At 35.0% G+C, this 14,640-nt stretch carries 13 protein-coding genes; 3 read left to right on the top strand and 10 right to left on the bottom strand.

Annotated features, from left to right (window positions below; translation table 11 throughout):
- Positions 1-38: 38 nt before the first annotated feature.
- Positions 39-1,211: a proline dehydrogenase family protein gene (locus tag HRU49_RS11975; protein ID WP_296357470.1), complete on the bottom strand. Its 1,173-nt coding sequence runs from the start codon at positions 1,209-1,211 to the stop codon at positions 39-41.
- Positions 1,212-1,308: 97 nt separating this feature from the next.
- On the opposite strand from HRU49_RS11975, the gene aroB reads away from it, so the two are divergent.
- Positions 1,309-2,391 carry a 3-dehydroquinate synthase gene (gene aroB, locus HRU49_RS11980; protein ID WP_296357493.1) on the top strand — a complete coding sequence of 361 codons (1,083 nt, stop codon included), beginning with the start codon at positions 1,309-1,311 and terminating at the stop codon, positions 2,389-2,391.
- Here the strand turns inward: aroB and HRU49_RS11985 are convergent.
- The 3 genes from HRU49_RS11985 to HRU49_RS11995 all read right to left on the bottom strand — a co-directional run bounded on the left by HRU49_RS11985 (position 2,388) and on the right by HRU49_RS11995 (position 4,676).
- The gene (locus HRU49_RS11985) at positions 2,388-2,903 is read right to left on the bottom strand and encodes a DinB family protein (RefSeq protein WP_296357472.1); all 516 of its coding nucleotides are present in this window, start codon (positions 2,901-2,903) and stop codon (positions 2,388-2,390) included. The genes aroB and HRU49_RS11985 overlap by 4 nt on opposite strands.
- Positions 2,904-2,977: 74 nt before the next feature.
- The gene (locus tag HRU49_RS11990; RefSeq protein ID WP_296357473.1) at positions 2,978-3,457 is read right to left on the bottom strand and encodes a winged helix-turn-helix transcriptional regulator; all 480 of its coding nucleotides are present in this window, start codon (positions 3,455-3,457) and stop codon (positions 2,978-2,980) included.
- A gap of 73 nt (positions 3,458-3,530) precedes the next feature.
- Complete coding sequence (locus HRU49_RS11995; RefSeq protein ID WP_296357476.1) at positions 3,531-4,676, bottom strand: M14 family zinc carboxypeptidase; 1,146 nt, start codon at positions 4,674-4,676, stop codon at positions 3,531-3,533.
- Positions 4,677-4,981: 305 nt separating this feature from the next.
- Here HRU49_RS11995 and HRU49_RS12000 point away from each other — a divergent pair, with 305 nt between their 5' ends.
- Together HRU49_RS12000 and HRU49_RS12005 are read left to right on the top strand one after the other, a co-directional pair.
- Positions 4,982-5,353, top strand: coding sequence for a helix-turn-helix transcriptional regulator (locus HRU49_RS12000; RefSeq protein WP_296357477.1), 372 nt, complete (start codon positions 4,982-4,984; stop codon positions 5,351-5,353).
- Positions 5,354-5,391: 38 nt separating this feature from the next.
- The gene (locus HRU49_RS12005; RefSeq protein ID WP_296357479.1) at positions 5,392-5,781 is read left to right on the top strand and encodes a hypothetical protein; all 390 of its coding nucleotides are present in this window, start codon (positions 5,392-5,394) and stop codon (positions 5,779-5,781) included.
- A gap of 828 nt (positions 5,782-6,609) precedes the next feature.
- Here HRU49_RS12005 and HRU49_RS12010 read toward each other — a convergent pair.
- The 6 genes from HRU49_RS12010 to ychF form a co-directional block, all read right to left on the bottom strand.
- Positions 6,610-9,300 carry a DNA gyrase/topoisomerase IV subunit A gene (locus HRU49_RS12010; protein WP_296357482.1) on the bottom strand — a complete coding sequence of 897 codons (2,691 nt, stop codon included), beginning with the start codon at positions 9,298-9,300 and terminating at the stop codon, positions 6,610-6,612.
- Positions 9,301-9,777, bottom strand: coding sequence for a hypothetical protein (locus HRU49_RS12015; RefSeq protein ID WP_296357483.1), 477 nt, complete (start codon positions 9,775-9,777; stop codon positions 9,301-9,303).
- Positions 9,774-11,633 carry a DNA topoisomerase IV subunit B gene (locus HRU49_RS12020; protein ID WP_296357485.1) on the bottom strand — a complete coding sequence of 620 codons (1,860 nt, stop codon included), beginning with the start codon at positions 11,631-11,633 and terminating at the stop codon, positions 9,774-9,776. The genes HRU49_RS12015 and HRU49_RS12020 overlap by 4 nt, the downstream gene beginning before the upstream one ends.
- Positions 11,634-11,792: 159 nt before the next feature.
- Positions 11,793-12,686, bottom strand: coding sequence for a DMT family transporter (locus tag HRU49_RS12025; protein WP_296357487.1), 894 nt, complete (start codon positions 12,684-12,686; stop codon positions 11,793-11,795).
- A 60-nt stretch (positions 12,687-12,746) separates the two neighbouring features.
- Positions 12,747-13,208, bottom strand: coding sequence for an SRPBCC family protein (locus HRU49_RS12030; RefSeq protein WP_296357489.1), 462 nt, complete (start codon positions 13,206-13,208; stop codon positions 12,747-12,749).
- Between the two features lie 68 nt (positions 13,209-13,276).
- Positions 13,277-14,371 (bottom strand): redox-regulated ATPase YchF, encoded by a 1,095-nt coding sequence (ychF, locus tag HRU49_RS12035; protein WP_296357491.1) that lies wholly within the window; start codon positions 14,369-14,371, stop codon positions 13,277-13,279.
- Positions 14,372-14,640: the final 269 nt, after the last annotated feature.

The following is a 14,640-nucleotide window of genomic DNA, read 5'->3' on the forward strand; positions in this document are numbered from 1 at the left end:
TAACTTTCTAGTAATGCCTTATCAAAAATGATAGGGCATTATAGTTTACGGCGATTTATCTCCGTTTTAAGCAAAGATAATTCCCGACTGGTTTGACCGGCTACAGAAGTATTTTCTTCCGCTCGTCTAATAAGATAAGGCATAACATCTTTTACTGGACCAAAAGGCACATACTTGGCAACATTATAACCTTTTGAAGCTAAATTAAAACTGATATGATCACTCATACCGTATAATTGTCCGAACCAAACATTATTATTCTCCTTTGCGATATTGAGACGCTTCATCATTTCCATCGCCAGATAACAACTCTGTTCATTATGTGTACCAATAAAAATTGAGATATCACCCAGATTATTGAGAATATATGCTAAGGCTGTATCAAAATTATCATCAGATGCTTGCTTATCCATACAAATTGGTGATTTATATCCCTTTGACTCTGCTCTAGCTCGTTCCTTTTCCATGTAAGCACCACGTACAATTTTCATCCCAATCTTAAAACCATCACGTTTAGCACGTCCATGTAATGATTTAAGATAATCTATTCTATCCCAACGATAGCATTGTAAGGTGTTATAAACAATGGCCTTCTCCGTATTATACTTGCGCATCATCGCTTCGACTAATTCGTCCGCAGCATCTTGCATCCAACTTTCTTCACCATCAATTAAAACTTCAACGTCTTTTTCCTTAGCTAGCTTGCAGACTTCATTAAAGCGTTCTACAACCCTATCCCATTCTTTTTGCTCATTCACTGTAAGCGCCTCTCCTTCTGTCTTTTTTTGATATAAAAGAAATCTTCCAAATCCAGTTGGCTTAAAAACTATAATAGGCATTTCATCCTTTTCCTCGCAGAACTGAAGAATCTTAATCGTTTTTTCTAAGGCATTGTCAAATTGCTCTTCAGTTTCCTTGCCTTCCACCGAATAATCTAGCACAGAACTCACCCCTTTATTGTAAAGCTTTTCAATTACAGGTAAGCAGTCTTCCTCATTACCCCCACCACAGAAGTGATCAAAAACTGTAGATCTGATCAATCCCTCAACAGGCAAGTTTGCTTTTAAAGCAAAATTTGTTGCTGCCGTTCCTATTCTTACAAGAGGTTGTGACGAAATCATTTTAAAAAGGAAGTAGGCCCGCTCTAGCTCCGAGTCAGATTTAAGTGAAAATGCCGTTTGGGTATTTTCAAAAAGAGATTTATCAATCATTTTTTCAAATTATATTGCAAATATATTTAATCCCCAGGATACTTTTTTCTCTAAAAAGGAAGTATTTTTGATTACAAAATTTGGCCATTTTACGAATATGACTTCTATAACTACAAAAAATGCAATTATACACTTTAATGAGGTGGTTTACACTGAGCTGAACACCTACATTAAATCAACAAATCCTTCAAGTATTTTTATTCTTGTAGACACCAATACACACGATCTTTGTTTACCTAAGTTTTTAGCAAAATTAGAATCAGGTGATATTGTGGTTGAAGTTATGGAAATACCTGAAGGTGAAGACCATAAGACCATAGATATTTGTACAGGTGTTTGGGAAGCACTTTCAGAATATCATGCAGATCGTAAAAGTCTTTTAATTAATCTAGGTGGTGGTGTTGTCACTGATCTAGGGGGCTTTGTTGCAAGTACTTACATGAGAGGAATAGACTACATTAATGTACCAACTTCATTGTTAGCAATGGTAGATGCCTCTGTTGGCGGAAAAACTGGTGTAGATTTAGGAGTTTTAAAAAATCAGGTAGGTGTTATCAGTGAAGGTAGTATGGTCCTTGTGGACACCTCATTTCTTGAGACCTTACCTTCTAACCATATGGTTTCAGGTTATGCAGAAATGCTAAAGCATGGCTTAATTTATGCTAAATCGTACTGGCAAAGCCTTATCAATTTTGAAAATTTAAAACTATCTGATTTAGATGGTCTAATATATGATTCAATAGTCATAAAAAACAAGGTCGTAACCGAAGACCCTAAAGAATCAGGCTTAAGAAAAATATTGAATTTTGGTCACACTCTAGGTCATGCTATTGAAAGTTACTTTTTGGGAAATGCTGATAAAACTCCATTACTTCATGGAGAGGCAATTGCCATAGGTATGATATTAGAAAGTTATATATCTCATAAACAATTAGGCTTGAGCAATGAAGACCTAACTGAAATTTCGAGTGGCATTTTAAAAACCTTTTCTAAAGTTATTATCCCTCAAGACGATCAAGAAGTAATCATCCGCTTCTTAAAGCACGACAAAAAAAATAGCTATGGAGTTGTTAAATTTGTTTTATTAGAAGCCATAGGTCAACCTAAGATAGATTGTGAAGTGAGTAATGAGACTATTATTGAAGCATTTGCTTACTACAATAGCCTCAATTTAAATTAAAGGTAGCGTTCTTCTAAAATTCGGTTATGATGATTTTCATGACCTGTCAAAATATAACCTATTGCCCTTACTGATATCGGGGAATTACTCGCTGTACCAATATTCATTAAATTGTCTTGACTAATACTTTCAAAAAGCGAAATTGATGCTGCTCGGACTGTTTTATATTCTCCAATCAAGCTTTCTAATGAACGCTTAGTTGTATCCGAATTAAGAACATAATCATCTTGTTCAAATCCAGCCATTGGTGTTGCATCATTTCTAGAAATTCGTAAGGCTCTATAAGCAAAAATGCGCTCTGTATCTATAACATGTAATAAAACTTCTTTTACTGTCCATTTTCCTTCCGCATAGGCGTAATCATGCTTTTCGTCATGGATGTTGCCATAAAACTCTACACATTTTACAATATTTTGTCTTAAACCTTTTACAATGTCTTCATCTGCGGCATTATTAATGTACCCTTTGTAATATGGATTAAATTCTGAACTACTTAGTCGGTCTGATATCATTTAGTATAAAACGTTTTAAAATAAAAAAGCCCTTAATTTACAATTAAGGGCTAATATAATTTATTATTTAATGATTACAGCTCATTAAAGATAGTGTGCATTAAACGCTTTTTATCGTTAATACTTTCTTCTAATGAAATCATTGTTTCGGTTCTGTATACACCGTCGATGTCGTCTAGTTGAAAAATAATATCTTTTGCATGCATTGTATCCTTAGCTCTTATCTTACAAAAGATGTTGAACTTTCCTGTAGTAATATGGGCAACCGTTACATAAGGTATTTCAGTAATACGCTCCAAAACAAATTTCGTCTGTGATGTATTTTGAAGAAAAACACCCACATACGCTATAAAAGAGTAACCTAATTTTTTATAATCTAAGGTTAATGAAGATCCTTTGATAATTCCCGCCTCCTCCATTTTCTTTACACGAACGTGAACAGTTCCTGCAGAAATAAGTAATTTTTTTGCAATATCGGTAAATGGGATACGCGTATTATCAATAAGCATATCCAAAATTTGGTGGTCTATTTCGTCTAATTTAAACTTTGCCATAAATCGATTTTATTAAATTATATGCAAAATTAAAGTATTTAATTTAAGAAATATGCATATAAATCGACGAATCTTAAGATTTTAGTGAGATTTTTTCATTATTTATGAATACGAAATCGATTTCGTTAGTAACTTTTATATCAGAATTTTCTGTCGCAATAACCAATCCTCCTTTTGCATCAATTTCGCGATGACCAAAATTACCATCCAATTTCGCTATGGATTCTATGACTGGAATAAATTCTATTTCTTTGTTTTTTAGTTCTTCACGATACAAAATTCCAATGTCTAAAATGGTCTTCGAATATAGTTCCAATCTAGCATTTCTAATAATGACATCATAAAACTTCTTGTTATTTTCTGGAATTTTAAAATAGTCTTTGTAAGAAGATGCATCAATTTCATCAGAAATAACTAATAAGGCTTTTATTATTGCCAAGAACATAAGTCGCCTCACCTCTTCCCTACTGTAATCGTTTGGATAATGCCCAGCTTCATATAATAATGTTGGTGTATCTAAGGATTGAAACATATCACCCACACAATTTATATTAAAAGTGTCAGCATAGCGGGCTATGCATCCTGGAATCTCTGCTTGCAGTGTGGTATTAAGCTCGCTAATAACTTTCATAGCAAGTTTTCTATTCCACGTTATCGTTCTTTCAACATCCTGAGATGGCGATAAAAATGATAAAATCGATGATTTATTTGTATCGCCTACATTATATATGGTTCGTTGACCATGAAGGTTAAAACAAAAATCTGGTGTGAAATCATCATAAACCTTACGCAAAACTCTACTTTCAGATTGTGATAAATCCTTTGCATCTCTATTTAAATCAATCTTATTAACATTCAATCTCGTATAACGCTCTGCGCCATCCGGATTCAATATTGGAATTATAAGTAAGGTGCATTTACTTAAAATTGTATTTGGCAAGACATTATTGGTTAGAAATAGATTTATGCAGTCTATAAGGGCTTTGGTTGTTGTAGATTCATTACCATGCATCTGAGACCATAATAAAACCCTTTTTGCACCTGTACCAATTTTTACTCTATAGATGGATCGACCTTCTTCAGAATTTCCAATTACAGAAATAAGTGACTTTGGATAATGAACGAAGCACTTTTTAATATCTGAATTCGTAACATATCGCCCAAAAATGTTAGGGGATTTTAATAAAGAATAAAGGCTGTTAAGCTGTTCTAAAAGCATGATTAAATTTTAATCGATTACAAATGTAATCATTTAGTGTTTTACAAATGTAAACAACCTGTACCGTATAAATTGTTACAAATGTTTACAAAAACGACAACTATAACCACCAAATAAAAATAAAGCGCTAGAGAATAATCAAATAGAACAAATATTTATTTTTAAAAGTTTAATTATTAGTATCTTAAAGTATATAATTAAAACTATATATTTAATTAAATACCCTTGTTTTAATTTAAATAATAGCATTTCTCAATACTATAGTTTACATTTGTAGCATTATTAGATTAAATTAATAGTTTACAATGATAAACTCGGTTGATTTCACAAAACGACTTCAAAAAGTCATTGATTTTTACGATGAAACAGCATCAAGTTTTGCTGAGAAAATTGGCGTGCAACGCTCAAGCATCTCACACATTTTATCAGGTAGAAATAAACCAAGTTTGGATTTTGTAATGAAGATATTACACTCCTATCCTGAAGTTGAACTCTATTGGCTAATTAATGGAAAAGGAAACTTTCCAAACACCCCTGCTTCTATTTCAGACACTCCAGATTCAAATTTAGGACAACCTAAAAATAATCTATACCAATCCGTGCCTCAATCCAATTCAGAAATTGATAAAATTGTAATTTTTTATAAAGATGGTACTTTCAAGTCTTACCTCCCCTAACCAATGACTCTAATATTTATCTTTGTATAAAATTAGATATGAAACACATTTATTTGCTTTTATTAGCTTTCGCATTATTAGGATGCTATGAGGTAGAGCGCAATTGCACAGATTTTAAAACAGGAGAGTTTACATTTAACTACACCATTGACGGAGTCACTAAAACCGCTCGTTTTATCCGAACCGATTCTTTAAATATTAATTTTTATGAAGGTAAAATCGATTCGTCATCAGTGCGCTGGATTAATGACTGTGAATTCATTCTTAAAACCATCAATCCTAAAACAAATGCCGAGAAGGATGACATTCATATGAAAATCTTATCAACTGAAAGTGATAAATCTTACACCTTTGAATATAAGCTTGCTGTAAAAAAATCTAACAAACCCGAAAGAGCAGAAAGAGGGGTTGCTTATAAGGTAAACTAAGAACAAAGCTAAACTTTTATTAACATCTGATGCTTTCACAGCGTTACTGACCAAGACGTTTCTAGAAAGTATATTGCTATTGATAATATTGTTTTCGCATCCATAGCTGCTAATAAACTTACAGAACAACATCAAAGACATAAAGCGACCAATATAGGTTTAGTATTAACTATAACAAACGCATTACACTCCTGTTTTATGAATGGTTTTTATTGACCCTAAGTGAGTCTTTTAACTCATACAGCAGACTGGATCAAAATTGCTACATATTGACTGACTTTAATTTTATGCTTTGGCAGCCTATTTTTGAACTACAAAAACACTAAGGAAATTAGAGAAAAAGTTAAAACTCCATCTCACGACGAAGAAGGGTTTAAACCCATAGATATTAGGTACTTACCTCAAGCCACCGCGCAAGTATTAATCATAGGCTTTATTTTCTAAGTTGAATCCATATCAACCACTATTGACATAACTAAGAACTTACACCCTTACACAAATCGCACCCTCGTATTAAGGAGTATCGCTTTAATGATTTCAATTGCTGTAAAGATTGGTTTTTCCAATCCCATAAGAAAATTAACTAACCATAATCCAACTATGCAATTCTTAGGACTAGCCTTTTTAATTCTAATAGACTTTATGCTAATAAAAGAAAGAGCACACTTATCACATAACGAGTTTTTCGAAAATTCAGTAATAGCTATCCTTAAAGGATATCTTTACTTTGCTATTGCATTTTCTTTATTTGTTGTGTTTTTAACTTTAAAACTAAAAATAAGCGTAATTTAGTATTTCCACCTTTTTTTTAATACACTATTCACACACTTAAAACAGTGTAGCCTGTCCCTGATCATTAACATCAGGATCTTGAGCATCGTCAGATTCATTGTTTTCTGGAGTAGCATCAGAACTTGGTTTTGAAATCTCTGGTGCAGCAGGATTAACATCAAGGTCAACAGAAACTGTCTCTTCGCCCACAACTTCTAACTCATCAGCATGAACTTCTTCTGGCGTCTCAAATGGCAACGGATCCATTAAATTAATTTGATTTATTTTTTCTCTAGTTAATTGATTTCCAAGAGCATTAACACCCTTAACTGAAATAAATTGTTCAAGATCAACTTGCATGTTTGGTTTTCGGTCTTTTCCGCGTTCTTTAGTAAATTCTACATCTGCCATTGGCCTCCAATCAGTGGATACAATTTCTAATTGAGAATCTGGATGACTCGAAATGAAAGATTCTTCTTTACCCTCTTGTTCTATTAAAAAACGCTTTACATAATACCGTTCTTTTTCACCATCGTAGTAAATTGCAGAAATCGGTTTTTTAGGAATCCATTTTTCTAACACAATCATATCGCTATCAAAATGCGTGGTCAATTCTGGAATAATAGTTTTGACAATTCCGGATTGGGTGATCACAAGTAATCGGTCTTCACCTCTAAATTCACCAATCAGTTGCCCCCTTTCATCAACGTTAAGTCGCTGCACAGCATCATCAAACCAAATCTTACGCGGCTTTAAGGTAGACACCCCTTTTTCTTTAAGCTCAACACGCTTAACAGAATACTTGGTAACCAAATTCCCTTTAGACGAGCGTCCTTTTATAAGGATATCAGCAAAATCAAGATCCCACTTCAATTTTTTAATGCTTCCAACTTGTCGTAATAAAACAGTAACCACTTCTGCCTCACCATTAGGATTCGCAGAGAAATACCATATAACAGAGCCTTTGTTACCATTTGTTAGGTCGTACTCACGATCTCTAGTGATACTCGTAACCGCAAAGCGTTTCACATAAGACGATCCGCCTTTACCATCACGGTAAATCATATTGTAGATTGTACGCTTGTCCTTTTTCTTAAAGACCGCAACATGGATGATATTCTTACCAATAAAGGTCTTAGAGTCGACTTTGGTAATCATCATCTTACCTTCTTTGGTAAATACAATAATATCATCTATATCACTACAATCGCAAACATACTCATCGCGTCGCAAGGATGTACCAATAAAGCCTTCTTCTCTATTAACGTAGAGCTTTGTATTTCTTATTACAACCTTTGTCGCATCTACATCTTCAAAAACTCTTAATTCTGTTTTACGCTCTTTTCCTTCACCATAATCCTTCTTAAGCCTTTCGAAATAAGCAATAGCGTAATCAATGAGATGTTCCAAATTATGCTTTACCTCTGCAATTTGATCTTCTAAGGCATCAATCTTCTGTTGCGCTTTATCAATATCAAACTTAGAGATACGCTTAATTCGTATTTCAGTTAAACGTACAATATCAGCTTCGATAACGGCACGCTTTAAATGCTTAATATGCGGTTGAAGCCCTTTATCAATAGCTTTTATAACACCTTCCCAAGTCTCTTCCTCTTCAATGTCACGATAGATACGATTCTCAATAAAGATGCGCTCCAAAGACGCAAAATGCCACTGTTCTTCAAACTCACCGAGCTTAATCTCTAACTCTTGCTTTAATAATTGAACTGTATTATCAGTAGAGCGTCGTAGCATTTCAGAAACACCAACAAAAAACGGCTTGTTATCTTCAATAACACAACCTAAAGGTGAAATTGATGTCTCGCAATTCGTAAATGCATACAAAGCATCGATGGTTTTATCTGGCGATAAACCTGAAGGCAAGTGTATTAAGATCTCAACCTCAGCAGCCGTATTATCTTCGATACGTTTAATCTTAATTTTACCTTTATCATTGGCTTTTAATATAGAATCAATTAGTGACGATGTGGTAGTCCCGAAAGGAATCTGAGTAATCGCCAAAGTATTTTTATCGCGTTGTGAAATTTTGGCTCTTACTCTAACCTTTCCTCCGCGCATACCATCATTATAGTTGGTAATATCCGCTATCCCAGCAGTAGGGAAATCAGGCAATATGGTAAATCGTTTCCCTTTTAAATGCTTTATGGAAGCATCAATTAATTCAATAAAGTTATGAGGTAATATCTTAGTTGATAAACCTACAGCAATACCTTCTCCACCTTGAGCCAATAGTAAAGGGAACATTACCGGCAAATTAATAGGCTCCTTGCGTCTACCATCGTAAGAGGCTTGCCATTCTGTAATTTTAGGATTATAAACGACATCTAAGGCAAACTTAGATAGTCGTGCTTCAATGTAACGTGAGGCAGCAGCTCGGTCTCCAGTAAGGATATTTCCCCAGTTCCCTTGGGTGTCAATCAACAAATCTTTCTGACCAATCTGCACCATAGCATCTGCAATACTAGCATCACCATGCGGATGGTACTGCATGGTATGACCAACAATATTAGCCACCTTGTTATAACGACCATCATCCAAATCCTTCATGGAATGCATAATACGACGCTGCACAGGCTTAAAACCATCTTCGATGGCTGGTACAGCACGTTCTAAGATTACATACGAGGCATAATCCAAGAACCAATCCTTGTACATACCTGTAACCTTGGTTATGGTCTCCTGACCAGCAGTGTCATCGTTTATTATATCTTCATGTTCTTCTTCCATCTAAGCTTTTTCTATAAGTTTTCTGTTTTGTTTTATGGTTTTACTCAGTGATTGCTTCACATATGTAAGCTTCTTTGAATTAACCAGCGTAACATTAAAGCGCTCTTTAACTTTTATATCGTTGTAAGTTCTGTGAAGAATCACTAGCGATTTACAAAGGATATAATTATTAATCTTAAACCCTACCAGGTCCTTTCTTGATATTTCAATTTTTTTCTCCCTGTAATTAACGTATTCAGTAAGAATAAGCCCTTTGTAAAGTACGATTATTTTGGCGCCATCACTGTCATACTCAAAATACCCAGCAATGGAATGAAGCAATACCAATGCAACAAATAACCCAAAAAAAACAAAGAAGGTACTTTCCGTTAAAAACTCAAAGGATTTAAATACAGTTGCTAACAAGATTCCGAATACAATGAGTATAAAATAGATAGAAACAACAGTATTTTTTACTTTTCTATTGTCTATTCTCATACGTTATCCTCAACTATATCAAGTTCTACCTTAAGGTTTTCGATAATGAATTCTTGGCGCGATGGTGTATTTTTACCCATATAGAAAGACAAGAGCTCCTCAATAGACATGTCCTTATCTAACATTACAGGATCTAAGCGCATATCCTCACCAATAAAGTGTTGAAATTCATCTGGTGAAATCTCACCCAAACCTTTAAATCGTGTTATCTCTGGTTTTGGTTTTAATTTTTCAATCGCATTGCGACGTTCTTCGTCCGAGTAACAATAAATAGTTTCTTTTTTATTCCTAACTCTAAACAGTGGTGTCTGCAAAATGTATAGATGCCCTTCTTTAATTACCTCTGGAAAGAATTGTAAAAAGAAAGTAATTAACAATAAGCGAATGTGCATACCATCTACATCGGCATCTGTTGCAATTACAATATTGTTATATCGCAAGTCTTCTATACTCTCTTCAATATTTAGAGCTGCTTGTAAAAGATTAAATTCCTCATTCTCATAAACAATCTTCTTACTTAAGCCATAAGAATTTAAAGGCTTTCCCTTTAAACTAAATACCGCTTGGGTATTAACGTCTCTGGACTTTGTAATACTTCCTGATGCCGAATCTCCTTCTGTGATAAACAGTGTGGTATCTAAATACCCATCTTTTTTAGTATCACCAAAGTGAATACGACAATCGCGTAATTTTTTATTGTGAAGACTGGCCTTCTTAGCGCGTTCTTTTGCCAGCTTTCTAATACCTGATAATTCCTTACGCTCACGTTCTGCCTGTAAAATTTTACGCTGAATCTTCTCAGCGGTATCTGGATTTTTATGTAAGAAATTATCGAGATAGGTTTTTATAAAGTCATTGATATAAGTTCTTACCGTTGGTAAATCACCTCCCATATCTGTAGAACCTAACTTTGTCTTGGTCTGACTTTCAAAAACGGGTTCCATCACTTTAATGGCAATCGCTGCCACTACGGATTTTCTAATATCTGACGCATCGTAGTTCTTGCCGTAGAATTCTCTAACCGTTCTTACCAAAGATTCTCTAAAAGCTGCTAAATGCGTACCACCTTGCGTGGTATTCTGTCCATTAACAAAAGAGTGGTATTCTTCACTATACTGGATTTTACTGTGCGTAATGGCTACTTCAATATCATCGCCTCTTAAGTGAATGATTGGATATAGTAAATCGCTATCATTTATATTTTCAGACAATAAATCCTTTAAACCATTCTCGCTAAAGTACTTTTCACCATTAAAGACAATTGTCAATCCAGGGTTAAGATACACGTAGTTTTTAAGCATCTTAACCACATACTCATTACGATACTTATAGTTTTTAAAGATGTTATTATCTGGCACAAAGGTAACCTTGGTTCCTTTTCTACGTGAGGTGTCATCTAAAAATTCTTGATCCTTTAATTCCCCTAATTCAAATTCTGCAGAAGCTGATTTTCCATCTCTAGTCGACTCTACTCTAAAATAAGTCGATAAAGCATTCACCGCTTTGGTACCAACACCATTTAAACCTACAGACTTTTTAAAGGCTTTAGAATCGTACTTACCACCAGTATTCATCTTAGACACAACGTCTACAACCTTACCAAGCGGAATACCACGACCATAGTCGCGTACAATAACGCGTTCGCCTTGAATTGAAATCTCTATAGTCTTACCAGCTCCCATTACAAACTCATCAATAGAGTTATCGAGAACCTCTTTTAGAAGAATGTAAATACCATCATCTGGAGATGATCCATCTCCCAATTTTCCGATATACATACCAGGCCGCATTCTGATGTGTTCTTTCCAATCGAGTGAGCGTATATTATCTTCAGTATAGTTAGACTGTTCAGCCATAGAAATAAATTAGGACAAAATTTTTGATAGAAGGCTAATATAAGACTATACCTTAAAAAATGAAACACAGTTTCACTAAAGTAATTAACAATACATTAGGAATATTGTTGAGAACCTCAATATTCTGTAAATACCTACCAATAAAGACCTGAAAGCTTATTAAGATTTGCTTTTTGAAACCAATAAAATCCCAAAAATCACAACAATAGTTCCTAAGATTTGTACCAAGGTTAAACGCTCATCTAAAAACAAAACCGCAAGGATAATTGTTGAAATTGGACCAATACCAGCAATCACTGCAAAATTAGAAGAACTGATCATCTTAATGGATATAGACACCAGAAATGACGGAATCACAGTTGCAAAAACTGCTATACCTAATCCAAGCACATAGACTTGCCAAGGATAGTTGTAAATATCTACACGAGAGAACAGGCCATAATGCACAAATACACACAGACAAGAGACTAACATGGCGTAAGCCGTGAAACGCATGACGCCAAATTTAGGTATCAGCCAACCACTACCTACCAAATACGATGCATAGGTAATAGCACTAAGTAGCACAAAGAAGCCGCCTAAATAGGCATGATTTCCTGAGAGTTGCACTTCACTACCAAAAGTAACGAGGATGCCAACATAAGTAATTAGAATAGCGAGCTTTTGATTGTTGGTAATGTGCCGTTTTAAAAACCATTTATTAAACAGCAAAACGATAGTTGGGTAAATGAATAGTATGATACGCTCTAAACTCGCCTTGATATAAGTGAGCCCAACAAAATCGAAATAACTCGCAAGGTAATAGCCTATAACCCCAAAAAAGACGAGCCAAACCAAATCGTTACGCGTCGTATCTTCTTTAGCTTCATTACGGTAATAGTAAGCAATAACCACATAAAACGGAAACGCAAACAGCATACGTAAAAATAGCATACTCAAGACATCGATATTGTAATTATAAGCCAGCTTTACCATAACGGCTTTAGACGAAAACAGTACGATACCTAGAATACCAAGTAAAACGCCGTAAATTAAGGTTGATTTTAATTTCACGAGGTGAAACTACTACTTCCTGAAATAGCTACAAATAAATCTTCTTGAAAAATAGGATGTCTAATCCTGCATCATAGTTTCCGCTTGCAATCTTAGAGCCTTGTTACGTGTAACAATAAGCTTTTTGAAATGACGCTTTAAAAAGACCCAATCCACCAATTTCCCGAGGATACCATAAGGCGACTGAAACTGAAACTTGTCAGTCATGATGGTTTTATCGTTCTCAACTTCAAAAATGTGCTCGTGTCTGTAGGTCTTAAATTCACCACATACCATTTCGTCTACAAAGAGAATGGGTTTTTCAAACTCGGTAACTTTAAGGGTAAGGTGTTGCATGAGACTCAGGTGATTGGTTTCCCAAGTGACATAGTCACCTGCTTCCATAAGACCTGTGGTCTTTCCACCTATAGGAATTTCAGTAGATTTTTCTAAAGTATTGTAGTAGAAGCCCACATCGCGTGCCAAATCAAAACAAGTATCAATGTTGGCATCTATTTCCGTCTTTACAATGATTTGTGGCATGGAGTTAGTTTAGAGTATAAGACCCCAAAAAATAAAAAGTGTCACAATGACCTTTGTAAAAATGGAATTTAGACGTTAAATAAGAAATGCATGACATCACCATCCTTAACGATGTAAGCCTTCCCTTCAACGCGCATTTTACCAGCTTCCTTTACCTTAGCTTCACTACCAAACGACACATAATCGTTGTAAGCAATCACCTCAGCTCTAATAAAGCCTTTTTCAAAATCGGTATGGATCACTCCTGCTGCTTGTGGTGCCGTTGCACCAACGCTTACGGTCCAAGCACGAACTTCTTTTTGTCCAGCTGTAAAATAGGTTTGCTGATTTAAGAGCGTGTAAGCCGCTCTAATTAGTTTTGCCGATCCTGGCTCATCTAAACCAATATCTTCTAAGAACATTTGGCGCTCTTCGTAGTCTTCTAATTCATTAATATCCGCTTCTGTACCAACCGCTAATACCAATACCTCAGCATCTTCATTTTTAACAGCTGCTCTCACCTCTTCTACGTATGCATTTCCAGTAGTTGCAGCACCTTCATCTACGTTACATACGTACATGACTGGCTTGTCTGTAATAAATTGCAATGGCTTAACATAATCGGCATAAGCTTCATCTGAGAAGTCTAAAGCACGGACAGAACTCCCAGACTCCAAACCTTCTTTTATTTTAAGTAATACAGCTTCCTCGGCTTGGGCTTCTTTATTACCAGTTTTAGCCGCACGTTTAACTTTATCTAGCTTTTTCTCAGTGGTTTCTAAATCTTTAAGCTGAAGCTCCATGTCAATAGTTTCCTTATCTCTAATAGGATCTACAGAACCATCAACGTGAACAATATTGTCATTATCAAAACAACGCAACACATGCAGAATGGCATCGGTTTCTCTAATATTTGCTAAGAACTGATTACCCAAACCTTCTCCTTTACTTGCTCCTTTTACCAAACCCGCAATATCAACGATTTCTACCGTTGCAGGAATCACCTTTTCTGGATTTACTAGTTCTTCTAATTTGGCCAATCTTGAATCTGGCACATTGACCACACCAATATTAGGTTCTATGGTACAAAACGGAAAGTTTGCACTTTGCGCTTTGGCATTAGATAAACAGTTAAATAAGGTTGATTTCCCGACGTTTGGTAATCCTACAATTCCAGCTTTCATTTAGTATTGTTTTTGCGAGTGCAAATGTAATTAAATACTAGAATACTTGTATTGAAAAGATTTTGAAAAATAATTACTGGAAATATCTGTTACGCTTGTCGGTTTTGTGTATGATTAGTTGCGGGAAAAATCAGCAAGATTTTACCGCCGTAACCGAAAGATAATTAATAAGATTGAATTTCCGAGAGGAAATTCAGCCGCAATTAATTATACACGTTGTTGGCAATAGTTTTTTATTCATAAATTCCGAACCAATTCAGTTCGTCTTT

Origin of the sequence: Winogradskyella sp. (genome assembly GCF_013213975.1) — a bacterium.
Lineage (GTDB): Bacteria > Bacteroidota > Bacteroidia > Flavobacteriales > Flavobacteriaceae > Winogradskyella.

Bases quoted from the DNA above. Each gene is read 5' to 3' on its own strand.
- HRU49_RS11975 (WP_296357470.1), bottom strand. From the start codon at position 1,211: ATGATTGATAAATCTCTTTTTGAAAATACCCAAACGGCATTTTCACTT.
- aroB (WP_296357493.1), top strand. From the start codon at position 1,309: ATGACTTCTATAACTACAAAAAATGCAATTATACACTTTAATGAGGTG.
- HRU49_RS11985 (WP_296357472.1), bottom strand. From the start codon at position 2,903: ATGATATCAGACCGACTAAGTAGTTCAGAATTTAATCCATATTACAAA.
- HRU49_RS11990 (WP_296357473.1), bottom strand. From the start codon at position 3,457: ATGGCAAAGTTTAAATTAGACGAAATAGACCACCAAATTTTGGATATG.
- HRU49_RS11995 (WP_296357476.1), bottom strand. From the start codon at position 4,676: ATGCTTTTAGAACAGCTTAACAGCCTTTATTCTTTATTAAAATCCCCT.
- HRU49_RS12000 (WP_296357477.1), top strand. From the start codon at position 4,982: ATGATAAACTCGGTTGATTTCACAAAACGACTTCAAAAAGTCATTGAT.
- HRU49_RS12005 (WP_296357479.1), top strand. From the start codon at position 5,392: ATGAAACACATTTATTTGCTTTTATTAGCTTTCGCATTATTAGGATGC.
- HRU49_RS12010 (WP_296357482.1), bottom strand. From the start codon at position 9,300: ATGGAAGAAGAACATGAAGATATAATAAACGATGACACTGCTGGTCAG.
- HRU49_RS12015 (WP_296357483.1), bottom strand. From the start codon at position 9,777: ATGAGAATAGACAATAGAAAAGTAAAAAATACTGTTGTTTCTATCTAT.
- HRU49_RS12020 (WP_296357485.1), bottom strand. From the start codon at position 11,633: ATGGCTGAACAGTCTAACTATACTGAAGATAATATACGCTCACTCGAT.
- HRU49_RS12030 (WP_296357489.1), bottom strand. From the start codon at position 13,208: ATGCCACAAATCATTGTAAAGACGGAAATAGATGCCAACATTGATACT.
- ychF (WP_296357491.1), bottom strand. From the start codon at position 14,371: ATGAAAGCTGGAATTGTAGGATTACCAAACGTCGGGAAATCAACCTTA.